This is a genomic window from Arthrobacter sp. Cza30, assembly GCF_059090765.1.
In genome coordinates this window covers 102,056-125,130 of record NZ_JBNHGA010000003.1, presented here as the reverse complement: position 1 = coordinate 125,130, position 23,075 = coordinate 102,056, and the positions used below count along the sequence as shown (strand labels likewise).

The 23,075-nt window shown below is 71.3% G+C and carries 24 protein-coding genes; 12 read left to right on the top strand and 12 right to left on the bottom strand.

Features of this window, described 5'->3' with window-relative positions:
- Nucleotides 1–11 precede the first annotated feature (11 nt).
- Entirely contained in the window at nt 12–1,226 is a 1,215-nt protein-coding gene (locus tag AC5RVZ_RS10190) for a hypothetical protein (protein ID WP_494066269.1), read from the top strand.
- Between the two features lie 58 nt (nt 1,227–1,284).
- Here the strand turns inward: AC5RVZ_RS10190 and AC5RVZ_RS10185 are convergent, their stop codons facing one another.
- Both AC5RVZ_RS10185 and pgi read right to left on the bottom strand, forming a co-directional pair.
- Nucleotides 1,285–2,217, bottom strand: a complete 933-nt coding sequence (locus AC5RVZ_RS10185; RefSeq protein WP_494065638.1) for an aggregation-promoting factor C-terminal-like domain-containing protein — start codon at nt 2,215–2,217, stop codon at nt 1,285–1,287.
- Between the two features lie 261 nt (nt 2,218–2,478).
- Entirely contained in the window at nt 2,479–4,161 is a 1,683-nt protein-coding gene (gene pgi, locus AC5RVZ_RS10180; RefSeq protein ID WP_494065637.1) for a glucose-6-phosphate isomerase, read from the bottom strand.
- Nucleotides 4,162–4,319: 158 nt separating this feature from the next.
- On the opposite strand from pgi, the gene AC5RVZ_RS10175 reads away from it, so the two are divergent.
- Entirely contained in the window at nt 4,320–4,712 is a 393-nt protein-coding gene (locus AC5RVZ_RS10175; RefSeq protein ID WP_494065636.1) for an HNH endonuclease, read from the top strand.
- Between the two features lies 1 nt (nt 4,713).
- On the opposite strand, the gene AC5RVZ_RS10170 is transcribed toward AC5RVZ_RS10175, so the two are convergent.
- A complete protein-coding gene (locus AC5RVZ_RS10170; RefSeq protein ID WP_494065635.1) occupies nt 4,714–5,529 on the bottom strand; it encodes an esterase/lipase family protein in 816 nt (271 codons plus the stop codon).
- A gap of 94 nt (nt 5,530–5,623) precedes the next feature.
- Nucleotides 5,624–6,316 (bottom strand): TetR/AcrR family transcriptional regulator, encoded by a 693-nt coding sequence (locus AC5RVZ_RS10165; protein ID WP_494065634.1) that lies wholly within the window; start codon nt 6,314–6,316, stop codon nt 5,624–5,626.
- A gap of 112 nt (nt 6,317–6,428) precedes the next feature.
- Here AC5RVZ_RS10165 and AC5RVZ_RS10160 point away from each other — a divergent pair, with 112 nt between their 5' ends.
- The 3 genes from AC5RVZ_RS10160 to AC5RVZ_RS10150 all read left to right on the top strand — a co-directional run bounded on the left by AC5RVZ_RS10160 (nt 6,429) and on the right by AC5RVZ_RS10150 (nt 9,107).
- On the top strand, nt 6,429–7,901 hold the full coding sequence (locus tag AC5RVZ_RS10160) for an MFS transporter (protein ID WP_494065633.1): 1,473 nt from the start codon (nt 6,429–6,431) through the stop codon (nt 7,899–7,901).
- A gap of 131 nt (nt 7,902–8,032) precedes the next feature.
- Nucleotides 8,033–8,236, top strand: coding sequence for a hypothetical protein (locus tag AC5RVZ_RS10155; protein ID WP_494065632.1), 204 nt, complete (start codon nt 8,033–8,035; stop codon nt 8,234–8,236).
- A 37-nt stretch (nt 8,237–8,273) separates the two neighbouring features.
- On the top strand, nt 8,274–9,107 hold the full coding sequence (locus AC5RVZ_RS10150) for an aldo/keto reductase (RefSeq protein WP_494065631.1): 834 nt from the start codon (nt 8,274–8,276) through the stop codon (nt 9,105–9,107).
- An 82-nt stretch (nt 9,108–9,189) separates the two neighbouring features.
- Here AC5RVZ_RS10150 and AC5RVZ_RS10145 read toward each other — a convergent pair whose 3' ends face one another.
- A complete protein-coding gene (locus AC5RVZ_RS10145) occupies nt 9,190–9,936 on the bottom strand; it encodes an SDR family oxidoreductase (RefSeq protein ID WP_494065630.1) in 747 nt (248 codons plus the stop codon).
- A gap of 133 nt (nt 9,937–10,069) precedes the next feature.
- Nucleotides 10,070–10,825 (bottom strand): SDR family oxidoreductase, encoded by a 756-nt coding sequence (locus AC5RVZ_RS10140; RefSeq protein WP_494065629.1) that lies wholly within the window; start codon nt 10,823–10,825, stop codon nt 10,070–10,072.
- Nucleotides 10,826–10,983: 158 nt separating this feature from the next.
- Here AC5RVZ_RS10140 and sigJ point away from each other — a divergent pair, with 158 nt between their 5' ends.
- Both sigJ and AC5RVZ_RS10130 read left to right on the top strand, forming a co-directional pair.
- Nucleotides 10,984–11,859, top strand: a complete 876-nt coding sequence (gene sigJ / locus AC5RVZ_RS10135) for an RNA polymerase sigma factor SigJ (protein WP_494065628.1) — start codon at nt 10,984–10,986, stop codon at nt 11,857–11,859.
- Between the two features lie 74 nt (nt 11,860–11,933).
- Nucleotides 11,934–14,063: a S9 family peptidase gene (locus tag AC5RVZ_RS10130; protein ID WP_494065627.1), complete on the top strand. Its 2,130-nt coding sequence runs from the start codon at nt 11,934–11,936 to the stop codon at nt 14,061–14,063.
- A 24-nt stretch (nt 14,064–14,087) separates the two neighbouring features.
- On the opposite strand, the gene AC5RVZ_RS10125 is transcribed toward AC5RVZ_RS10130, so the two are convergent.
- Nucleotides 14,088–14,903, bottom strand: a complete 816-nt coding sequence (locus tag AC5RVZ_RS10125) for a siderophore-interacting protein (protein ID WP_494065626.1) — start codon at nt 14,901–14,903, stop codon at nt 14,088–14,090.
- A 134-nt stretch (nt 14,904–15,037) separates the two neighbouring features.
- Between AC5RVZ_RS10125 and AC5RVZ_RS10120 the strand changes: the two genes are divergently transcribed.
- The 4 genes from AC5RVZ_RS10120 to AC5RVZ_RS10105 are packed head-to-tail and all read left to right on the top strand — an operon-like array spanning nt 15,038 to nt 18,786.
- Nucleotides 15,038–16,012, top strand: coding sequence for a siderophore ABC transporter substrate-binding protein (locus tag AC5RVZ_RS10120; RefSeq protein WP_494065625.1), 975 nt, complete (start codon nt 15,038–15,040; stop codon nt 16,010–16,012).
- A 47-nt stretch (nt 16,013–16,059) separates the two neighbouring features.
- The gene (locus AC5RVZ_RS10115; RefSeq protein WP_494065624.1) at nt 16,060–17,022 is read left to right on the top strand and encodes an ABC transporter permease; all 963 of its coding nucleotides are present in this window, start codon (nt 16,060–16,062) and stop codon (nt 17,020–17,022) included.
- Nucleotides 17,015–18,031 (top strand): iron chelate uptake ABC transporter family permease subunit, encoded by a 1,017-nt coding sequence (locus tag AC5RVZ_RS10110; RefSeq protein WP_494065623.1) that lies wholly within the window; start codon nt 17,015–17,017, stop codon nt 18,029–18,031. The genes AC5RVZ_RS10115 and AC5RVZ_RS10110 overlap by 8 nt, the downstream gene beginning before the upstream one ends.
- The gene (locus tag AC5RVZ_RS10105) at nt 18,028–18,786 is read left to right on the top strand and encodes an iron ABC transporter ATP-binding protein (RefSeq protein ID WP_494065622.1); all 759 of its coding nucleotides are present in this window, start codon (nt 18,028–18,030) and stop codon (nt 18,784–18,786) included. The genes AC5RVZ_RS10110 and AC5RVZ_RS10105 overlap by 4 nt, the downstream gene beginning before the upstream one ends.
- Nucleotides 18,787–18,810: 24 nt before the next feature.
- Here AC5RVZ_RS10105 and AC5RVZ_RS10100 read toward each other — a convergent pair whose 3' ends face one another.
- Entirely contained in the window at nt 18,811–18,996 is a 186-nt protein-coding gene (locus tag AC5RVZ_RS10100; protein ID WP_494065621.1) for a DUF1918 domain-containing protein, read from the bottom strand.
- A gap of 73 nt (nt 18,997–19,069) precedes the next feature.
- On the bottom strand, nt 19,070–19,291 hold the full coding sequence (locus AC5RVZ_RS10095; RefSeq protein ID WP_494065620.1) for a hypothetical protein: 222 nt from the start codon (nt 19,289–19,291) through the stop codon (nt 19,070–19,072).
- A gap of 69 nt (nt 19,292–19,360) precedes the next feature.
- On the opposite strand from AC5RVZ_RS10095, the gene AC5RVZ_RS10090 reads away from it, so the two are divergent.
- Entirely contained in the window at nt 19,361–20,278 is a 918-nt protein-coding gene (locus AC5RVZ_RS10090) for an aldo/keto reductase (protein WP_494065619.1), read from the top strand.
- A gap of 9 nt (nt 20,279–20,287) precedes the next feature.
- Here the strand turns inward: AC5RVZ_RS10090 and AC5RVZ_RS10085 are convergent, their stop codons facing one another.
- The 3 genes from AC5RVZ_RS10085 to AC5RVZ_RS10075 all read right to left on the bottom strand — a co-directional run bounded on the left by AC5RVZ_RS10085 (nt 20,288) and on the right by AC5RVZ_RS10075 (nt 22,653).
- On the bottom strand, nt 20,288–20,704 hold the full coding sequence (locus tag AC5RVZ_RS10085; protein WP_494065618.1) for a VOC family protein: 417 nt from the start codon (nt 20,702–20,704) through the stop codon (nt 20,288–20,290).
- 100 nt (nt 20,705–20,804) lie between these two features.
- Complete coding sequence (locus tag AC5RVZ_RS10080) at nt 20,805–21,785, bottom strand: DNA-3-methyladenine glycosylase family protein (RefSeq protein WP_494065617.1); 981 nt, start codon at nt 21,783–21,785, stop codon at nt 20,805–20,807.
- Nucleotides 21,786–21,906: 121 nt separating this feature from the next.
- On the bottom strand, nt 21,907–22,653 hold the full coding sequence (locus tag AC5RVZ_RS10075; protein WP_494065616.1) for a winged helix-turn-helix domain-containing protein: 747 nt from the start codon (nt 22,651–22,653) through the stop codon (nt 21,907–21,909).
- Between the last annotated feature and the right edge of the window lie 422 nt (nt 22,654–23,075).

Here is a 23,075-nt window from a genome sequence, read left to right as displayed (position 1 = left end):
CGGTGCAGCCGATGGTCGCTTCCCGTCCCGCCCGCGTGGGCACGCCGCTGCTGCACAGAGCGTGGTTCCGCATCGCGCTCATCTATCTCGCCGCACGCGTCGTCACGACGGCGTTCTTCCTGGTGGCGAGCGCGATGGCGCCGGAGGACTCCCGCTTCGGGACGGGCGCCTCGCTGCTCACCTATGTCGAGGCCTGGGATGCGCAGTACTACCGTCGCATCGCGACAGAGGGCTATCCCGTCGTGCTTCCGCTCACCGACGACGGCGGGGTCGCGCAGAATGCGTGGGCTTTCATGCCGCTCTTCCCCTGGGCATCCGCCGGCGTGGGCGCGCTGCTCGGCTCGTGGGCCGTGGGTGCGGTGGTGATCGCGCTCGTGTCCGGCTACGTCGCGTGCCTCGTTCTGCGTGGCATCCTCGTGGACCGCATCGGGGAGCGGGCGTCGCTGTGGGCGGTGGTCTTCTTCGCGGCCGCGCCGCTGGCCGCGATGTTCCAGGTCGCCTACGCCGAGGCGCCGTTCCTGCTGCTCATCCTGCTCGGGATCCGGTGTCTGCAGCGCCGCCGATACGGCTGGCTGTACGCGATCATCGTGCCGATGGCGTTCCTGCGGCCGGGGGTGCTCGCCTTCGCGCTGCTGCTGGCGCTGGTCGGCGGCTGGCGCTGGCTCGCACGCGCGCGCGAACCGCTGCGTCGCGGCGAGCTGGCGCACCTGGCGGCCTCGTGTGCGCTCGCTGCCGGGCTCGGGCTCTCATGGCAGGTCATCGCCGCGCTCGTCACGGGGCATCCGAATGCCTACCTCGAGACCGAGCTGTCGTGGCGCCGACTGTGGATGGATGATGCCGGCGGGTTCGTCCCGTTCGAGGGGTGGTTCATCGCGACCGATTACTGGTTCCGCATGTGGGGTCTCAACCCGGTGTGGGGTCTTCTCGCGCTCGCCGCCGGCCTCTTCGCGCTGGGGGTGCTGCTGGCCTTCGATCGGCGCGTGCGTCGCCTCGGCATGGAGGTCCGACTGTGGATGCTCAGCTATCTCGCCTACCTGCTCGCGGTCTTCCTGCCGCAGTCGAGCCTGTTCCGCCTGCTGTTCCCGCTCTCGCCGCTGTGGGGCGCCGTCGCCCAGCCGGCGAGCCTCGGCTGGCGGCTCGCGGTGCTCGCGATGTGCCTCACCGGGCAGTGGTGGTGGATCTGGAACATGTACGGGCTCGGCACCGAGTTCTGGCAGATCCCGTGAACGACGGATGCCTCGCCCCGGCGCAGATCGCCGGGACGAGGCATCCGTTCAGCGGGGATCAGTACCAGTCGGTCGCCTGCGAGTGGCCCCACGCGCTGCACGGTGTGCCGTACGCGCGGGAGATGTAGTCCAGCCCCCAGGCGATCTGTGTGGTGGCATTGGTCTGCCAGTCGGCGCCGGCGCTGGCCATCTTGCTGCCCGGGAGCGCCTGCGGAATGCCCGTGGCGCCGCTGGAGTCGTTGTACGCCTGGTAGTGCCAGCTGGACTCCTTGGTCCACAGCGACTTCAGGCACGAGAACTGGGCGTCGCCCCAGCCGTACTTCTCCGCGGCCATACGACGCGCGGTCTGCTGCGCGCCGGCGGGCGTGTTCGCCAAGGCGGCCGCTTCCGCGGCCGCCTTGGCTGCGGCTGCCGCTTCGGCCTCGCGCTGCGCCTGGGCTGCGGCTGCGGCGGCCTCGGCGGCGGCGACCGTCTCGGCCGCGCGCTCTGCGAGCCCGGCGTTGAGCTCCTCGCGCACTTCGGCGGCCTTGACGGCGACGATCTTCGCCTCGGTCGCGACGTCCTCGGTGGCGCTCGGGTCCTGCAGGAGAGGGAGCACGTCGAGGTCCGCGAGGCGGGCGGTCGCCGCGCGCAGGTCGGCGGTGTCGATCGTGGTGGGGGCGTCGCCGAGGTCCAGGCCCGAGGCCGAGACGGCGTCGGTCACGGCGTCCGCTTCGGCCAGTGCGGCATCGGCTTCGGCCAGGGTGGTACGCGCCTGCGAGGTGGCCTGCTCGATCGGCTCGGCGGCGATGGTCTGCGCGGCCAGCGACGCGACACCGACCGGTGACAGGGCGGGCTGGGCAGCAGCGACGCTCGGTGATGCGACGACGAAGCCGGTGGTGGTCAGGATGCCGACGACCGCTCCGGTGCCGACGAACGCCGTCAGACGACGGCGTCCGCGGCGGGCGCGGAGCTCTCGGCGGGCATGGGTGCTCTGGATCTCGTGCTGCATGGGGGGATGCGTTCCTTCGGGTTGCGCGCGCGTTCGAGCGCGGATGCGCGCGTGCCGGCGTCAGGAGCGCACTCGGGTCGGTGCGCACGCGACCGCGCGCGGTGCGCCCGTCGGGTCGGGCGCGACAAAGCAATTCCAGTCTGCGCGGTCGATCTGGACGGATCCTCGGTCCCGCCTGGCAGATACGTGTATGCAGGCGAATGCGCCGCGCCGCGTCATGCGGTACTCCCGGGATCCGCGTCCGGCGGCCGGAGCCGTGCCTCAGGCGTCGCGGTGCTCCCGGTAGTAGGCCAGCAGCGCCCGGGTGGAGGCATCCTGCGACTCCAGCGCCTCGTGGTCGCCCTCGATGGCCGGTGCGATCTGCAGTGCGAGCTGCTTGCCGAGCTCCACGCCCCACTGGTCGAACGAGTTGACGCCCCACACCACGCCCTGCGTGAAGGTGATGTGCTCGTAGAGGGCGATGAGCTGGCCGACCACCGAGGGAGTCAGGGCGGGTCCGAAGATCGACGTCGTGGGCCGGTTGCCGGGGAACGTCCGAGCCGCGACCAGCGGTCCGGCGGTGCCTTCCGCCTCGACCTCCTCGGCGGTCTTGCCGAACGCGAGCGCCTTCGTCTGCGCCAGGAAGTTCGCCAGGAACAGGCCGTGGACGTCGCGATCGCCGTCGCGAAGCGGGTAGGCGGGGTTGGCGAAGGCGATGAAGTCCGCGGGGATCAGGCGCGTTCCCTGGTGGATCAGCTGGTAGAAGGCGTGCTGGCCGTTCGTGCCCGGCTCGCCCCAGAACACCTCGCCGGTGTCGGTGGTGACGGGCGTTCCGTCCCAGCGGACGGACTTGCCGTTGGATTCCATCGTCAGCTGCTGCAGGTACGCGGGGAACCGGTGCAGCTGCTGCGCGTAGGGCAGCACGGCGTGCGACTGAGCGCCGAGGAAGTTCGAGTACCAGACGTTGAGAAGCCCCATGAGGACGGGGACGTTGCGCTCGAGAGGCGTGGTGCGCACGTGCTCGTCGACGGCGTGGAATCCCGCGAGCAGCTCGCGGAACACGTCCGGCCCGAGTTCGATCATCAGCGACAGGCCGATCGCGGAGTCCACCGAGTAGCGGCCGCCGACCCAGTCCCAGAACCCGAAGGCGTTCTGCGGGTCGATGCCGAACTCGGCCACCTTGTCGAGCGCCGTCGAGACGGCCACGAAGTGGTGCGCCACGGCATCCTTCCGCGCCTCGTCGGTGCCCTCGATCGCGCCGGATGCCTCGAGCCCGGCCCACAGCCAGTCCCGGGCGAGCCGCGCGTTCGTCAGGGTCTCGAGGGTCGTGAACGTCTTCGAGGCGACGATGAAGAGCGTGGTCTCGGGATCGAGTCCGGCGGTCTTCTGCGCGATGTCGGTCGGGTCGATGTTCGAGGCGAACCGCGCCTGGATGCCGGCCGTCGCGTACGGCTCGAGCGCCGCCGACACCATCACGGGCCCGAGGTCCGAGCCGCCGATGCCGATGTTGACGATGTGGGTGACCTTCTTGCCGGTGGCACCCGTCCACTCGCCGGAGCGGACGCGGTCGGCGAACGCCGTCATGCTCTCGAGCACGGCCTGCACGTCGGCGTCGACCTCCTGCCCGTCCACGACGAGCGCCGGGGATGCTCCTGCGGGGCGGCGCAGGGCGGTGTGCAGGACGGCGCGGTCCTCCGTGGTGTTGATGTGCTCGCCGGCCAGCATCGCGGCGAAGCGCTCGGCGACGCCGGTCTGCTCGCCGAGCCGGACGAGGGCGGCCAGGATGTCGTCCGTCACGAGGTTCTTCGAGAGATCGACGTGCAGGTCGGCCAGCTCGAAGCTGAGCTTGTCGACGCGGTCCGGTTCGGCGGCGAACCATGCGCGCAGGTCGGGAGAGAACGAGTCGCGGAGGGCGGTGAGATCGGCCCAGGCGGAGGTGGCGGTGGCATCGACGGGAGCAGTCACGGTTCCACGCTAGCGCTGTCGATGCATCCGGAGGTTTCCGTCTCCTCACCGGCGAGGCTCGCAGCTCGTGAGCCGACGGCGCACGAGGAGCGCGCGCCTGGCGCTGATGCGCCGCGTCGCGGGCCGTCGGCGGGCGGCCGCCGTCGTAGGCTCCTCGTGTGCCCGTCAGCCAGTCCCGTCGCGCCCGCGCGGCACGCCGGCGCGCACAGCGGGTCGCCGCCGCCGACAACGATCTCACGCGGGACGAGTGGCTCGCCCTTCTCGAGGCCTGGGGCGGATGCGCGTACTGCGGCGTGAGCACGACAGCGCTTCAGAAGGACTGCGTCCTGCCGATCTCGCGCGGGGGACGGTACACGGTCGAGAACGTGGTGCCGGCATGCCGTTCGTGCAACGCCAGCAAGAGCAACGACGAAGTGACCGGGTGGCTCAGGCGCAAGCGCCTCGATGAGCGGGCGTTCCTCCTGCGGCACGTCGAGATCCTCACCGCGTGGCGCGCGGCGGCGGTTCCGGCATCCGATCCCGTCGTCGATGCGGTGGACGCCACGACCTGAATCAGGAGCGCGCGAGCAGCGCGATGCCGTCGAGCACGGCGCGGTGCGTGAGCGGCGAAGACAGCACGCGGAAATGCCCGGGCGTGGGCACGGTCACGTTGGTCGCGCCGGCGAGGGCGCTTCCCTCGGGGATGTGCGGGTCGAACGGTCCGAATACCGACACGATGCGGCCGTTGACGGAGGTGGCGCGGCCGAGCGTGACGAGGGTCTCATCGCCGGGCATGAAGGCTCGGATGCTGGGGTCGAGGAAGAGCCGCGCGAGCCGGGAGCCGCCGAAAGGGGTCGCGATGGCGACGAGGCCCAGTACGCCCATGGACGCTCCCGGGCCGGCGCTCGCCGCGGCATGGGCCGGGTCGCCTCCGGCCGCGGCGGCGGTCGCCGCGTCCCGAGCGGCGCCGGATGAGACGAGGACCTGCTTGCCGATCAGGCCGCCCTTGCTGTGCGCCACGAGGACGCGGCCGGCGGGAGGGGTCGGCAGCCGGCTCAGCAGGCGCGACAATCGGTCGGCGGTCTCGGCGATCGCGCGGCGGTTGACCCCCATCCCGTGCACGGGCCGGACGCGGTGACCGGCGGCCGACAGCGCATCGCCGAGCGGGCGGAGGAATGTCCAGTGCTCGTACACGCCCGGCAGCAGGATGACCTCGGGAAGCGCCGGATCGCCGCGTCGCCACGCGGCCGGCTCTTCGCGACCGCGCCCGCGCAGGCGCGGGGCGGCGAGGATGCTGAGCTGGCGGCATCCCGCATACAGGTAGTCCGCCGCCCACCAGCGCGCGCGCCGCAGCGCCGTGGGGTGCGCGCTCGCGTCGGCGGGAGCCATGCGGGGCAGTCTAGGCGAGTCCCACTCGCCCTGAGCCGTTCACAACTCAGGCCGGAGTGCCGATCCGCGACCTGCCGCGGCCGAGAGCGGCCGTTCAGCCCGAGCTGTGCGCGCCGGAGCCTGCCGCGGCGGCCGCAGCGGGCGCGGCGGTCGCGGGCTCGCCCCGGACTCCGGTGATCGCGGCCTCCACGACGGATGCCGCCAGCGCGTCGATCACGGGCGCCGGCTGCCAGCGCACCGGTCCGTGCACGGCGATGTCGGCGAAGCCGTGCACGGCCGACCAGCAGGCCCACTCGGCGCAGGGCCGCCGGCCGGCGTCGAGGGCTCCGGCCTCGACCATCTCGTCGAGGGTGTCCAGCAGCAGCTGGAACGGCGCCACGACCTCGTCGCCGAGCGTCACGATGCCCTCGCTGGGCTGATGGTCCTGGGTCGAGTAGGCGACCTCGAACCAGCCCGGCTCGGCGCGGGCGAAGTCGATGTAGGCGAGTCCCACGCGGCGGAGCCGTTCGATGGAGGCTTCGTCGGCGCGAAGGCCCGTGGGCATCGCCGCCACGCGCTCGTTGATCGCTCGTGCGAGGGCGAGCTGCGCCTCCGTCGCGACGGCTCGCACCAGGTCGTCGAGGTCGGTGAAGTGCCGATACGCGGCGTTGGGCGAGACTCCGACGGCACGCGTCGCCTCGCGCAGGGTGACGGCGGACGGGCCGCCTCTTCGCGCGAGCTGCAGGCCCTCCTCGATGAGAGCGCGTCGGAGGTCCCCGTGATGATAGGTGCGCGCAGCCGGACTCATTGCGCCCCCTCGCTCGAGTGTGTACGGTGTGAACATCGAAATGTGAACGCTGTCCACATCCACCATACCTTCGCCGCCGTCGGCACCGCCCCCACCCCCGCAGGAAGAAGACATGAGCCATTCGTCGTCGCCGTCGCAGACGCACAGCGAGCCGCTCCAGCATCGTCCCGGACCCCACACGGTCCGCGCCTTCTATCAGGTCCTCGTCAACACCGCCGTGGCGAACGTCACCTCGAGCTATCTGTGGTGGGCGCTGACGTTCTGGGCCTACCTCGAGACCCGATCGGTGCTGGCGACGGCGATCATCGGCGGCTCGTACATGCTGCTGGTGGCGGTGCTCGGCGTGGTGTTCGGCGTGATCGTCGACCGCATGAAGAAGAAGGCCGTCATGGTCCTCTCGAGCGTCGTCACGCTCACGACCTACGCCCTCGCCGGCGCGCTGTACCTGGCCTTCCCCGAGAGCGTGCTCGTGAACTGGGGCGGGCCGTGGTTCTGGGTCTTCGCCGGGGTGATCCTCGTGGGCGGGGTGGTCGAGAACCTCCGCAACATCGCTCTGGCGACCACCGTCACCCTGCTGGTCCCAGCCGACCGCCGTGACAAGGCGAACGGGCTTGTGGGGGCGGTGCAGGGCATCGCCTTCATGGTCACGAGCGTCTTCTCGGGGCTGTCCATCGGGCTGCTCGGCATGGGCTGGACGGTTGTGATCGCGATCGCGGCCACGGCCGTCGCCCTCATCCACCTGCTGTTCGTGCCGATCCCCGAGCGCGGTATCGCGCACGTGGAGGGTGCGCCGAAGAGCTACGGGTTCCGTGGGGTGATCCCCGCCGTCATGGTGGTGCCGGGCCTGCTGGCGCTGATCCTCTTCACGACGTTCAACAACCTCGTCGGCGGGGTCTTCATGGCGCTCATGGACCCCTACGGCCTGACCCTGTTCTCCGTCGAGGTGTGGGGCATCGTCCTCGGCATCACGAGCTTCGGCTTCATCATCGGCGGCGGCCTCGTCGCCAAGTTCGGTCTGGGGAAGAACCCCGTCCGCACGATGCTGCTGGTCAACATCGGCATCGCGCTGCTGGGCATGACCTTCGCGATCCGCGAATGGTGGTGGCTGTACGCCCTGGGCATCCTCGTGTTCATGTGCCTCATGCCCATGGCCGAGGCGACCGAGCAGACGATCATCCAGCGCGTCGTGCCGTACGAGAAGCAGGGGCGGGTGTTCGGCTTCGCCGCGAGCGTCGAATCGGCCGCCGCGCCGATCTCGTCGTTCCTGGTCGGGCCGCTCGCGCAGTTCTGGCTCATCCCGTACATGAACTCGCAGTCCGGACAGGACTCCCTCGGCTGGCTCATCGGCGAAGGCGAAGCCCGCGGCATCGCGCTGGCGTTCGTCGGGGCGAGCCTGGTGCTGCTGCTGGTCGTGCTGCTGGCGTTCGTGTCGAAGCCCTACCGTGAGCTCTCCCGGGCGTACGCCACCGCTCCGCCCTCGCTGCCCACCGACGACGCACAGCCGGATGCCGCCGCGACGGCCGCGGACGACCCGGTCGCCACCGTGGGCGAAGCCGGCAACGATCTGCGCTCGAGCGTGCGCTGACGACGGGCCTGCGGCACCTCGCCGACGGTTCGACGCGGGTGCGGCGGGCTAACGCGTGGACGCAGCGCGCGCAAGCCCCGTGCCCGGGCGGCATCCTCCGGCCTATCGTCGCGGCAGAGAAGGAGGACGCCATGACGAACCAGCCGATTCCGCCCTTCGTGCCGCCCACCGGAGACGACGACGACCTCGCCCGCGACGACACCATCGCCGCGGAGGACTTCACCGAAGGCGAGCAGCCCCTCGACCCCGACGTCGACGAGGACCAGGTCGACAGCGCCGCGGCCGACGAGCAGGCGGCCAGCGAAGGCACCCTCGACGACGGCGAGAGCCGATGACCGCAGTTCGCCGCCTGGCGGATGAGGGGTCGAAGCCATGAGACCGATCCCCACGGTGACGTTGAACGACGGCACCGCGTTTCCCGAGCTCGGCTTCGGCACGTACGAGCTGCGAGGGCCTGAGGGCGTCGGTTCGATCGTCGCGGCCATCGAGAACGGCTACCGCCTGCTCGACACCGCAGTGAACTACGACAACGAGCGCGAGGTCGGCGAGGCGATCCGCAGAAGCGGTGTGCCGCGAGACGAGCTCGTCATCACGTCCAAGGTCCCCGGGCGCCACCACGGCCGCGAGCAGGCGGTCGACAGCGTGAAGGGGTCGCTCGACCTGCTCGGTCTCGATCGCCTCGATCTCGAGCTGATCCACTGGCCGAACCCGAGCGTCGGCCGGTACGTCGAGACGTGGGAGGGCCTCATCCGGGCGCGTGAGCTCGGCATGGTCCGCTCGATCGGCGTCTCCAACTTCACCGAGCCGATGCTGACCGAGCTCATCGACCGCACGGGGGTGACGCCCGCGGTGAACCAGGTCGAGATGCACCCGTACTTCCCCCAGCAGGCGCTGCGGGCCTTCCACGCCGAGCACGGCATCCGCACCGAGAGCTGGAGCCCCCTCGGCAAGCGCAGTGAGCTGCTGACCGAGCAGATCCTCCGGGAACTGGCGGTCGTCCACGACGCGACGCCCACGCAGATCGTGCTGCGCTGGCACACGCAGCTCGACACGACGCCGATCCCGAAGTCGGCCGACCCCGACCGCCAGCGCGAGAACGCCGACGTCTTCGGGTTCACCCTCACCGACGATCAGCTCGCCGCCGTGAGCGCGCTGGAACGCGGTCGGCTGTGGGGCGCGCACCCCGACACGCACGAGGAGATGTGACGACCGGATGCCTCGCCACGAGGCATCCGCGGCACGCACGCCGCCCTGAGGAGCGCACCCGCGGTGGCGGGAGCCGGCGGGCTCAAGCGTCAGGGAGGGCGTGGAGCCACTCGGCGAAGGTCTGTCGGCCGCGGAGCGCGTCGGGACCGGGGAGCAGCGCGCCGCTGCGCAGCGCGCGACCCCACGCGCTCGGCACCGATACGGCCGGGACGGGGCCCGGGTAGCCGATCGCGCGGGCATAGGCGCGCACCATGTCGGCGAGCTCCTCCTCACGCGGTCCGGCCAGATCGCGCGCGCGGTTCACGGCTCCCTTCTCGGCGAGGTCGACGAGATGCTCGGCCACTTCACGGGCCGCGACCGGCTGAACGCGCCCGCGCGGGGCCGCGTGCGCCCCGGCACGCCCGCGGTGGAACACCATGGCCGCGTACTCGTGGAACTGCGTCGTGCGCAGGATCGTCCAGGGGATCGGTCCGGCCGAGACCAGACGCTCCTGCACGAGCTTTCCCGCGTAGTAGCCGTCGGGCGCAGCATCCGCCCCCACGATCGTCAGAGCGAGGTGGTGACCGACCCCCGCCGCGCGCTCGGCCGCGAGCAGGCTCTTGGTGCCGCCGGCGAAGAACAGCACCGACACGTCCGGCTTGGTCGTGACGACGTTCGACACGTCGATGACCGCATCGACACCGACGAGATGGCGGGCGAGACCGGCGCCGCTCAGCAGCTCGACCCCGGTGTCGCGGGACATCACGACCACCTCGTGGCTCCGGGCGCGTGCGACGTCGACGACGTGGCGGCCGGCCACCCCCGTGCCGCCGGCGATGGCGAGCCTCACGCCGCCCCCTCCCGTCAGGCGCTGGTGTCGATGCTCCATCGTGGTGCACGCCGCGGCGGTGGGGAACCCCGGCGGATGTCCGCGCGCGGCTCGCCGCGCGAGCGCGCGGGGGCCTGTTCCGGGCCCCGCGCGCTCAGCTGCGCGCCAGGGCGTCGTCTCTCAACCACTCCGCGAAGGTCTGACGGCCACGTCGGGCGTCGGGGGAGGGAAGGGCGAGGCCTGCCCGCATCGCCTTCATCTGTCCTCCCGGCAGGGCGAGCGACGGGATCCAGCCTCGGTGTCCGACCCGTCGCGCGTAGGCCTTCACCATGTCGTCCAGGCGCTCCTCGCGCGGACCGGCGAGGTCGGCGGCGCGCCCGCGAGGTGCGCCGGCCGCGAGCTCGGCGAGGTGGTGCCCGACCTCGCGTGCCGCGATCGGCTGCACGCGCGCCCGTGGCGCCACGTGCAGCGGACCGAGCTTGGCGCGATCGAAGAGCTGAGCTGCGAACTCGTGGAACTGCGTCGCCCGCAGGATCGACCACGGCACGGCGGATGCCTCGACGACGCGCTCCTGCGCCACCTTGCCGGCGTAGTAGTCGTACGGCATCCGGTCGACGCCCACGATCGAGAGCAGCACGACATGGCGCACGCCGGCACGCGCGGCCGCGGCGAGGAGATTCCCCGTCGCGGTCTGGAAGAACTCCGTGGCCTCGCGCGCCGAGAGGGACGCGACATTGGCGGTGTCGACGACCGCGTCCGCACGCGCGAGGGCCGCGTCGAGCCCCCGGCCGCTCACGAGGTCCACGCCGGTGCGGCGGCTGAGCACGACCGGCTCGTGCCCGAGCGCTCGCACGGCTTCCGCCGTGTGCCGCCCGACGACCCCGGTTCCTCCTGCGACGGCGATTCTCATTGTTCCTCCTGCTCCTTCGTACCCGACCCGGCGGGCGTGCGGCCTGCGGGTCCGGCTCGAGCAGGACCCGCGGGATGTCCTTCACATCACCGACGACGCAGCCCGACAGAATGTGAGGCGACGCGTCATTCTCGCGCGATCACGACGGGAAGGAAGCCGTGGGCGAGCAGGCGCTGGATGGCGAACGCAGGAGACTGCTGGGACTGGCGTACCGGATGCTCGGAACGGTCGCGGACGCGGAGGACGCCGTCCAGGAGACCTACGTGCGCTGGTACCGGCTGGATGACGCCGAGCGCGCCGCCATCGACAATCCCGCCGCGTGGCTCACGCGAGTGGCGAGCCGCGTGTGCCTGGACGCGCTCGGTTCGGCACGGGCGCGCCGGGAGCAGTACGTGGGGGAGTGGCTGCCCGAACCGGTGCCCAGCGAGTGGGCGATGGCCACGTCCGCCCCCGATCCCCTCGACCGCGTGACACTCGATGACTCGGTCTCGAGCGCGCTGCTGGTCGTGCTCGAATCGCTCACGCCCGCAGAGAGGGTGGCGTTCGTGCTGCACGACGTGTTCGCCGTGCCGTTCGCGGAGGTCGCGGCCACGACGGGACGGACGCCGGATGCCGCGAGGCAGCTGGCCTCGCAGGCCAGGCGTCGGGTGCGCGAACGGCGCGCGGGCGTCGCGACGCGCGCGCAGCACGATGCGGTCGCCCGCGCCTTCGCGGCCGCGACGACCACCGGCGACCTCGACGGCCTGGTCGCCCTCCTCGATCCCGACGTGGTGCTGCGCTCCGACGGCGGCGGCCGGGTGTCGGCGGCGCGGCGTCCCGTGGTCGGCGCCGATCGGGTGGCGCGCTTCCTGCTCGGGCTGCCGCGGCTCGCGCCCACCGGTGTGGTCTCACCGGTCGAGACCGCGGATGGGCTGAGCTTCCTCGCGACCGTGGACGGGCGCGTCGACACCGTCCTCTCCGTGGTCGTGGCCGGCGACCGGATCACCGACCTCTACCTCGTGCGCAACCCCGACAAGCTGACGCTGTGGAGCTGAGCCTGACCCCGCGGCCGCAGGCGCAGCGGGCGCCGTGCCGGTCGGCCATCGACCGGGCGCGTTAGCGTGGAGGCATGCCGACTCCCTTCGACTCCCTCGACGACTACATCGCCCTTCCCCGCGTCGAAGCCCTCGCCCTCTCGCCGGACGGACGTACGGCGGTGCTCACGGTGGCGGTGCTCAAGAAGGACGGCACAGGATACGAGCGGTCGCTGTGGGCGGTCCCTGCGGACGGCGGCGGTGCACCGCGCCGGCTCACGCGGTCGGCCAAGGGCGAGGCCGGAGCCGCGTTCACCGCGAGCGGCGATCTGCTGTTCGTGTCGGCCCGCCCGGACGCGGAGGCCGAGGGCGACGACGAGTCGGGTCAGCTCTGGCTGCTACCCGCGGCGGGCGGGGAAGCTCGGCCGGTCACCCGGCTCGCCGGAGGCGTCGACGGGATCGCCGCGACCGCCGAGGCCGGCGCGCGCGTCGTGGTGTCGGCATCCCTCCTTCCCGCCGCGGACACGATCGAGGCCGACGCGAAGCTGCGCGCTCGCCGCAAGGACAAGAAGGTCTCGGCGATCCTGCACGAGACCTACCCCGTCCGGTTCTGGGACCACGACCTCGGCCCGGCGGAGCCGCACCTGCTCTCGATCGACGTGGACACGCTCGAAGACTCGATCGCCGCCGTGGTGGCCGACGCTGCGGCCGCCGAGAGTGCGGCTGCCGTCGCCGAAGAAGGTGCCGCGGAATGCCACAGCGAGAACGGCGGCGAGGACAAGCCCTATCCCGTAGCCCTGCCCCGTCCCCGCGACCTGACACCGAGGCCCGGGCGCTCCGCCGACCACGCCGAGGCCGCGCTCACCCCCGACGGCGCGACGCTCCTGGTGTCGCTCGAGCGTCACGAGCAGCGCGCCGGGCGGCGCATCATCGCCGCGATCGACGCCGCGACCGGCGAGCGGACGACGCTCTTCGACGAGGAAGGCGTCGACTTCGAAGCGCCCGTCGTCAGCCACGACGGCACCAGGCTGGCGTACCTGCGAACGCCCAAGAGCACTCCCGCCGGTCCCACGGACTACGAGGTGTGGATCGCCGGCATCGACGGCTCGGACCCGCGCCGCATCGCTTCCACATGGGACCGTTGGGCGTCGTCGTTCCAGTTCGCCGCCGACGACGCCGCGCTCATCGCCACCGCCGACTCCGAGGGCCGCGGTCCCATCTTCCGGCTGCCGCTGGACGGTTCCGAGCCGGAGCAGCTGACGCACGACGACTTCACCTACTCCCACGTCGCGGTCGACCGCGCGACCGGCGCTCTCGTGGCCCTGCGCTCCTCGTGGACCATGCCGTCGCACCCTGTGCGGATCGGCCCCGACGGCGCTGTCACCGAACTCGCCACTCCCGCTCCCGCTCCCGCAGCCCCCGGCACGATCACGGAGATCGAGGCGACCGCCGGCGACGGTGCCCGCGTGCGCGGCTGGTTGCTTCTTCCGGACGGCGCATCGGCGGATGCGCCCGCCCCGCTGCTGCTGTGGATCCACGGCGGCCCGCTCAACAGCTGGAACGCGTGGAGCTGGCGGTGGGCGCCTTTTCTCGCCGTCGCGAAGGGCTATGCCGTGCTGCTGCCGGACCCGGCGCTGTCCACCGGGTACGGGCTGGAGTACATCGCACGCGGCTGGAACGACTGGGGCGGCAAGCCGTACACCGACCTGCTCACGATCACCGACGCCGCCGTGGCACGCGACGACATCGACGAGAGTCGGACGGCCGCGATGGGCGGATCCTTCGGCGGCTACATGGCCAACTGGATCGCCGGTCACACCGACCGGTTCCGGGCGATCGTTACGCACGCGAGCCTGTGGGCCCTGGACCAGTTCTCAGGGACGACCGACAACTCCGAGTACTGGCAGCGGATCTTCACCCCGGAGGCGATGCTCGAGAACTCCCCGCACCGGTTCGTCCGCGACATCCGCACGCCGCTGCTCGTGATCCACGGCGACAAGGACTACCGCGTGCCGATCGGCGAGGGGCTGCGGCTGTGGTCCGAGCTCGCCGAGCACCACGCCGACGAGGACGGCCGGATGCCGCACCGCTTCCTGTACTTCCCGGATGAGAACCACTGGGTGCTGCGGCCCCAGCACGCGGTCATCTGGTACCAGACCGTGTTCGCGTTCCTCGCCGAGCACGTGCTGGGGGAGCCGTTCGAGCGGCCCGAGCTGCTCGGCTGACCCGGGATCGGCGGACGCCACCGCTCAGTGCGGTGCGTGGTACTCCGACTCGCCGCGCTTCCAGTAGCCCTTGACCACCACGTGTTCGGGGCTCAGACCCCACCGGCCCAGCAGCAGACCGCGACCGGGCTTGACGATGGACTGCTCGGCGGCGACGAAGCCGAACACACTGCCGGACGGACGATCCGCCGCCGTGATGGCATCCAGCCGTGCCGCGAGCGCAGTACCAGCCGGCGCGGTGCCGCGGTGCACGAACTCCACCCGCATGCCGGCCGGAGCGGCGATCGCCAGCTCCTCAGCGGACCCGGGCACCTCGATGAGGATGCTGCCGAGCGAGGCCTGATCCATCGCGCGGCAGAAGCGCCGGATCGCGGGCACGGCCGTCTCGTCCCCGGCGAGGAGCCACCCGTCGGGCCGACCGACGAGGACTTTCGATCCGCGGGGACCGCCGACGCCGGCGACCGTGCCCAGCGGCGCACGGGCAGCCCACGCGGCCGCCACACCGGCCGTCCCCGCGTCCGGGTCGCCGTGGAGGGCGAACTCGAGCTCGAGCCAGTCCTCGCCCCAGGCCAGGGGCGTGTACTCGCGGCTCGGGGCGGCGCGGAGCTCCTCGACCGTCTGGGGGCTCCCGTCGGGGAAGAACACACGGATGTGATCGTCGGCTCCGAGCGACGTGAATCCGGCGAGCTCGGTTCCCTCCAGCCGGACGCGCACGTAGGACCGCGTGAGCCATTCGCGAGCGGCGAGGCGGGCCCGCCGGAAGCGGAGCTCGAGCCCGTGCGTCTCGAGACGGAAGGGCGAAGCGACCGGGGACGGGGTGGTCGAAGTCGACAGCGGCATAACCCTTAGGTTAGCCTAACCTCATCGTATCGCGGCCAGCCGCTGATTCGATCCTCCCATGACGACGCCGTCGGAGCGGACGCCCCGGCGCGTCGGCTCCGCGCGTCGCCTTCGTCCGTCTCAGGAGAAACCGCATGCGCACATCTCGACCGCTGGTCGCAGCATCCCTCGTCCTCGCCTCCTCGCTCGCTCTCGCCGGCTGCGCCGCGCAGGCGGCCGAAGCCGGCTCGCAGGAGCCGACGGAAGCGGGAACCGTCACGGTGACCGACAACCACGGCGAGATCGAGGTGCCGGTCGCTCCCGAGCGCGTCGTCGCCCTCGACAACACGACATTCCAGACGCTCAGCGACTGGGAGATCCCGGTCGTCGCTGCGCCCAAGCCGCTCATGTACGACCTGTGGCCCGACCTCTCCGGCGACGAGGTGCTCGATGTCGGCACGCACCGCGAGCCCGATCTCGAGGCGGTCATCGAAGCCGACCCGGATCTCATCGTCGGCGGCTATCGGTTCCGCGAGATCTACGACGATCTGACCGCGATCCAGCCGGCCACCATCGAGACGAGCCCGCGCGAGGGTGAGGATCATCTGTCGGAGCTCAAGCGCCAGGTGTCGATCCTCGGCCAGGTCTTCGACCGCGAGGAGGAGGCGCAGCAGCTGGCCGACGACCTCGACGCCGCGGTCGCGGACGCCAAGGAGGCCTACAACGGCGAGGACACGGTCGTCGGCCTCATCACCTCGGCGGGCGAGATCGCCTTCGCTGCTCCCGGAGAGGGCCGCGGTGTGGGCACGCTGTTCCCCGCGCTGGGTCTCGTGCCGGGTATCGAGCAGGCGGCCGAGGACGCCTCGCACGGCGACGACATCAGCGTCGAGGCCATCGCCGCCGCGAACCCGGAGTGGCTCATCGTGCTCGATCGCGACGCGATGTTCGGCGAAGAGGGCTACGTGTCGGCGAAGGAGCTGATCGAGGGCTCCGAGGCGCTCGCCGAGGTGCCGGCGGTTCAGAAGGGGCGGGTCGTCTACCTCGCGCCGAGCTTCTACCTCGACGAGAGCATCCAGGCGTACACGACCCTGTACAACGACGTCGCCGCGGCGTTCTCCGCCGCCCAGTGACACGAGTGCGGCGGCCCGGCTTCGGCCGGGCCGCCGCGAGGCCCCGCATGAACACCGCTGTCAGAGCCGCGCCCCGGGTGGCGCTGCCGGTCGCCGTCATATCGGTGGCCGGATTGATCGTCCTGTCGCTCGTCGTCGGCGTCTACGACCTGACGGACGGGACGCTCGGCGCTGAGATGTTCTGGATCACGCGCGTGCCGCGGACGCTCGCCCTCGTGCTGGCCGGGTGCGCCATGGCCGTGTCCGGTCTGGTCATGCAGCTGCTCACTCAGAATCGCTTCGTCGAGCCGAGCACGACCGGCACGTCCGAGTGGGCCGCGCTCGGTCTCCTGGCAACCGTCCTGCTGGTCCCGGCGTCGACGCTGCCCGTACGCATGATCGTGGCCAGCGTCGCCGCGTTCGTCGGCACCCTCGTCTTCCTGGCGATCCTCCGCCGCGTGGCCCTGCGGTCATCTCTCGTGGTCCCACTCATCGGCATCATGCTCGGGGCCGTCGTGTCGGCGTTCACCACCTACCTCGCCGTCAGCACGAACACGCTGCAGATGCTCAGCACATGGTTCATGGGCAGCTTCACCTCGGTCGTCCGCGGCCGCTACGAGGTGCTCTGGGTGGTCGCCATCGTCGTCGTTCTGGTCGCCGTCTTCGCCGACCGGCTCACCGCCGCCGGCCTCGGCAGGGACGTGGCCACATCGCTCGGGGTGCACTACGACCGCACGCTGCTGCTCGGCACGGCGCTCGTGGCGGTCGCGACCGGCGTGACCACGGTCGTCGTGGGCTTCCTGCCGTTCCTGGGCCTGGTCGTGCCGAATCTCGTGTCGATGTGGCGCGGCGACAACCTGCGGGCGAACCTGCCCTGGGTGTGCCTGGGTGGAAGCGCGATCCTCCTGGTGTGCGACATCATCGGGCGCGTGATCCGGATGCCTTTCGAGGTGCCGGTCTCCATGGTGCTGGGCGTGCTCGGCTCGGCCGTCTTCATCGTTCTTCTCCTGAGGCAGCGCGATCGTGGTTGATGTGATCCCCCGGGTCGCCGAGGCATCCGCTCCCGCGACCCGGAAGCCGCGGAGCGGACTCCGTCTGGCGGTTCTCGGCGTCGTCGTCGTGGCGGCGACCGTGCTGCTGCTCGTGTACGACATCCCCATGGATCCGTCTCGGCGCGGCTTCTGGCTCGCCGTGGACCTGCGCATCGTCACGGTCGCGACCATCGCCGTGGTGGCGCTGTGTCAGGCGGTCGCCACCGTTCTCTTCCACACCGCGACCGGCAACCGCATCCTGACCCCGTCGATCATGGGCTTCGACGCCCTGTATGTCGTGATGCAGACCGCGATGGTGTTCTTCTTCGGCGGGGCGGCGCTGGCCGCCACGGACGGGCTGGCGAAAGTCGCCGTGCAGAGCCTCCTCATGGTCGGCTTCGCCACCCTGCTGTACGGCTGGCTGTTCGCCGGCCGCAAGGGGAACCTCCACGTGATGCTGCTCATCGGCATCGTGCTCGGAATCGGCTTCGGGTCGCTGTCGACCGTCATGCAGCGGCTGCTCACTCCCAGCGACTTCGACCTGCTCTCGGCGAAGCTGTTCGGCAACATCGGCAACTCCAACCCGGAGTACCTGCCGTGGGCGGCCGGCGTGATCGTGCTCGTGCTCGCTGTCGCGTGGCATCGCCGCCACCGCCTGGATGTGCTGGCTCTCGGCCGCGACACCGCGACGAACCTCGGACTGTCGTACAAGCGCGAGGTGACCCTGATGCTGGTGGTGGTGGCGATTCTGATCTCGATCTCCACCACGATGGTGGGGCCGATGACGTTCTTCGGATTCATCGTCGCCACGCTGGCGTACCAGTTGGCCGGCTCGGACCGTCATCGCATCGTCCTGCCGTTCGCGGCGCTGCTCGGCATGGCGACCCTGCTGCTCGGGTACTTCGTGCTGCGTCACGTCTTCTACGCGGCGGGGATGCTGACGGTCATCATCGAGTTCGCCGGCGGACTCTTCTTCATCGTGTACCTGCTGCGGAAGGGCGCCTTGTGATCAGACTCACCGAGGTCACGAAGAGCTATGGCGGGGAGCAGGTGCTCGGCCCGGTGACCCTCGACATCCCCGCCGGCGGCATCACGGCCCTGGTGGGCCCCAACGGTGCGGGGAAGTCGACTCTCCTGACCATCGTCGGAAGGCTCCTCGCGCCCTCGACCGGAACGGTGACCGTCGGCGGCCACGACGTCGCCCGGACGCCCAGCCGCGATCTCGCACGCGTGGTGTCGATCCTCCGGCAGGAGAACCACTTCGTTACCCGGCTGACGGTGGAGGACCTGGTCGGCTTCGGCCGGTTCCCGCACTCGGGCGGTCGCATGACGCACGAGGATCGCCGCCACGTCGATGAGGCGATCGCGTTCCTCGGACTCGAGCCCCTTCGCCGCCGACACCTCGACCAGTTGTCGGGCGGTCAGCGGCAGCGGGCCTACGTCGCGATGGTGCTCGCTCAGGACACCCAGTACGTGCTGCTGGACGAGCCGCTGAACAACCTCGACATGCGGCACGCGGTCGGCATGATGAAGCAGCTCCGCCGTGCCGCCGACGAGCTGGGCAAGACGATCGTCGTGGTGGTCCACGACATCAATTTCGCTGCCGCCTACGCCGACCACATCGTGGCGCTCACGGCCGGACGGGTCGCGCATACGGGCTCTCCGGCGACGTTCATGCGCGGCGACGTCCTCGAGGACGTCTTCGGCACGCCGGTCGACGTGCGCACCGACGGCGACTATCCGCTGGCGGTGTACTTCCGCTGAGGACGCGGGCCGCCGGCACGCCCGTCAGGAAGCGGGACGCAGCTCGCAGTCGCTGCCCGGCGACAAGATGGCCTCGTGGCCGTCGTCGTAGCGCACGACGAGCAGAGGATTGTCGCCGCCGCCTCGTACCTCGATCACCTCGCCCGCACGTTCGGCCGCGCCGACGGTGCGCCCGTGGATGATCACCCGGTCTCCGACGTTCGCTCGCATACCCACCACCTCCTCGCGCACACGATACGACGCGGTCGGCGGAACGGCTAGAGCGCGCGGAACCGCCGGCAGGCTAGAGCTGCGCGCCGTCGTCGTCCCGGTTCTCCAGGCCCACGCTGCGTCCACGCCAGGACTCGTACGCCATGAGCCAGCCGATCGACACGGCCGCGGCGAGGACCACCCCGAGCAGCACGTTCTGCCACACCAGCCCGAACAGGATGCCGAGCGCGAACACCAGCGCCGTGCCGAACGCCCAGCCGGAGTGTCCGCGGGTCCACCGCCTGTCCGAAGTCATGCCGCCAGCCTACGGGGACGCCGCGCGGCGCGGCGAAGGCATCCCGGGCGATGTCGCTACGTTGGAGCAATGGCACTCAACGTCAGCCCCCTGACCCTCGGGACCTCCGGACTGGGCAAGGACACCGAACCCGGCTCGGAGGAGGAGGAGGCCGCCGTCGCGGTCGCCATCGACCTGCTGCGCAGCACGCACGCGTTCGTCGACACGTCGAACAACTACTCGGCCGGCAGGTCCGAGGCGGTGCTGGGCATGGCCATCGCCCGCATCGGCGCGGATGCTCAGACACGCGTGATCTCGAAGGTGGACGCCGAGCCGCAGACCGGCGTGTTCGACCGCGACCGGGTGATGCGCTCCTTCGACGAGACCACCGCGCGGCTCGGCGTCGACCGGCTGCCGATGCTGCACCTGCACGACCCGTACAGTGTGACCTTCGAAGAGGCGATGGGGCCACGAGGCGCCGTCGAGGGTCTGATCGAGCTGCGCGAGTCCGGCCGGGTCGACGGCATCGGCGTCGCCGCGGGGCCGGTGCCGTTGATGCGCCGCTACGTCGAGACCGACGTCTTCGACGCCGTCCTCGTCCACAACCGGTTCACCGTCGTGGACCAGTCGGCGGCATCCGTGTTCGCGGCCGCCCAGGAGCGGGACATGACGGTCTTCAACGCCGCGCCGTTCGGCGCCGGGATCCTTGCCACCGGCGCGCGTGAGGGCGCCGTGTACGGGTACCGCCCGGCGACGCCCGAGCTGCAGGAGTGGGTGTCGCGGCTCGAGGCGGTATGTGCGGCGCACGGCGTGCCGCTGGGCGCCGTCGCCCTGCACTTCTCGCTGCGTTCGCCGCTGGTCGACTCCACCGTCGTGGGCGTCGCCTCGCCCGGGCGGCGCGCGCAGCTCGACGAGCTCGCGGCCACGCCGATCCCCGACGAGGTGTGGGCCGAGCTCGACGCGCTCGGTCCTGCCCCATCGCCGGTGGACGACAGCGCGTTCGCCTGACCGACCGGCTTACGACTGCGGCGCGTTGACCGCGACCATCCAGTCGATCCCGAATCGGTCCGTCAGCATGCCGAACTTCCCGCCCCACGGGGGCGTGTCGAACGGCATCACCACGGTTCCGCCTTCGACAAGCTTGTCCCAGTAGCCCTGCAAGGCGGCTTCGTCGTCGCCGCTGACGGAGACCGAGATGCCCGCCGGCTTCTCGTACGGCATCCCGGTGGGCGTGTCGGCGCCCATCAGCACGAAACCGTCCGGCGTGGTCAGCTGCGAGTGCATCACGAGGTCGTTCTCGGACGGGTCCTGCACCATCCCCTCGTACTCGCCGAACGTCGAGACCTCCAGGTCGCCGCCGAACACGCTCTGGTAGAACGTCATCGCGTCGCGTGCTTCAGTCCTGAAGGACAGATAGGGGTTGAGGCTGGGCATGTCGAACTCCTCCGAATGGTGATGGATGCCGCGCCCGGCCGCGTGGCGCGTCCAGTGTTGTCGGGGCCTCCGACATCCACAAGAGGTGGGTCCGGAGCACTCAGCGGGCGCGGTGGTCCTCGGGGTGCAGCCGCGGCCCGCGGCGCGGCTCGCGCACACCGCTGGCGCCGATGAGCCGGATGACGCGCTGACGCTGCCCCGCCCACGGCGCCAGGAGGCGCAGCATGCCGTCGTCGTCGACGCGCCGGCCGGTCAGCGCGTACCCGACTTCGTGTGCGAGGTGGAAGTCGCCGACGCTCACGGCATCCGCGTCGCCGAGGGCGCGGATGCGCGTCTCGGCCGAGGTCCACGGACCGATTCCGTGCTGGCTCACCAGCACACGGTCCACCCCTTCGCCGTCGTCGGCCGCCTGGACAGCGCGGACGATCGCCTCGCCCCGCCGAGCGGCGCGCACCACCGTCTTGGACTGCGGCGGCTCGAGGCCGGCGCGGTGCCAGAGCCATGACGGGATGCGCTGCCAGCCGTCGATCGTCGGGGGAGCGAACATCGGACGCGGTGTGGGTCCGGGCGCGCGCTCGCCGCACCATGTCAGGATCCGCCGCCATGCACCGAACGCCTGCATGGCGGTGACTTTCTGCTCGAAGATCGCGCACGCGAGCGCATCGAAGACGAGCTCTGTCCGGGCCAGGCGCAGGCCCGGGTTGCGGCGGTGCGCTTCGGCGATGAGCGGATGCCTCGACGCGTCGAAGCCGTCTGGTTCGTCGTGCGCCCCGCACAGTGCGGGCAGCTGCGCGATCGCCCACTCCCGCCCGGGTCCCCAGGCTGCCGCGCGGACGACGCCCGGGGCGGTCTCGCGGACGGCGATGGTCGCGACCCCGGCGGGGGTGCGACTCGCGCGCCAGATGACCGACCCCGCCTCCGTCATCGTGGGGTCGCCGGATCCGCGGCGCAGGAACAGAAGCGTGCGTCGCAGATCGAGGGCCCGACGCGGACGGTACTCCGTCTCGAGCGGCCGCCCGTGGTCGGTTCGCGGGTCGCGCACGGCCCCACTCGGCTGGTGGGTCGGCGCGACGAAGGTCATGCCTCGACGATACGCCCCGACTCCCGACATCCTTCCTCAGCTGTCACGTGCCGCCGTTTCGACCCGGCGGCGCAACAGGTGGACCGCGGCGAGCGCGGGGCGCTCGGCGGGATGAGAGGGGTCAGAAGCGGTCGGGCGAGGGAGTGCCGTGACCGTAGCGGATCACCACATCGGCGTGCCGGTCGAAGCGGTAGCCGACGCCGCGGACCGTGCGGACGATGTCCTCGTACCGACCCAGCTTCGCCCGCAGCCGCCGGACGTGGACGTCGATCGTGCGCTCGCCGGGCGCCTCCTCGTCGGACGTGCCCTGCCAGAGCGACGAGACGAGCTCGGTGCGCTCGATCGTGCGCCCCTCACGCAGCACGAGATACTGCAGCAGCTCGAACTCCTTGAACGTGAAGGCCGCCGACTCGCCATCGATGAGGACACGCTTGCGCGAGATGTCGACGACCACACCGCCGGGGGAGCGGTCCTCGTCCTCCGGCTCCTCCTGCTTGGTGCGCGCGACGGCCGACGGCTCGTGAAGGGCGAGGCGCACCACGTCGACGTCGCGTCCGCCGGAGCCGACGGGCGCCAGCGCGACGGTCGCGTACGTCTCGGCCGCCGGGGCGAGGTCGGACAGGGTGCGGCGGAGCGCGTCCACGAGGACGCCGAGGCTGACCCCGGCGGCGGCGGCCTTGGCCTCGTCGATGCCGACGTAGAGGGCGAAGCCGCGGGGTGCGGTCCCGGCGGGCAGCGCGCGCTGGGCGGCGGACGTCTCAGCGGGAGGAGTGGTCGCGGCCGGGGCGGAGACCGGAGTGGCCGGGCGCTCGACGGCGCGGAGGTGACGGGCGGGAGCGGGACGGTCGAGAAGGGCGGTGGTCGACATGATGATGGTCCTTGCGGAAGGAACCCGGATGGATGCGACGGGTTCGGCGTGCTGCGGCTCGGATGGCCGGGGCCCTGAGAGGGCCGGTGCCCGACGGTGGGCGATATGCGAAGCAGTCCGGGTGCGCGTGATCGACGCAACGAACCGGTGCTTCGGGGGACTGGCTCAGCTGTTTCCTCCGACTCAGATGTCGGGGCGGGCGGCCAGTCCGGCGGGGGTCACCGTGCTAGTGGCACATTCGACAACACATGGCAACGCGGCCGGCCATCATCATGCCGGCAGTCCCGTTCGCCTCCCAGGCGGACAGAGAGCGCGCGTTGTCAGTCATGCGCCCGATTATGACCGAATGCGTCGCCATGCGTCAAATCGCTCGGCTAACCCAGTCGCCGCATGACGCAATGCTTCAAAGTGCTCACCCGCGG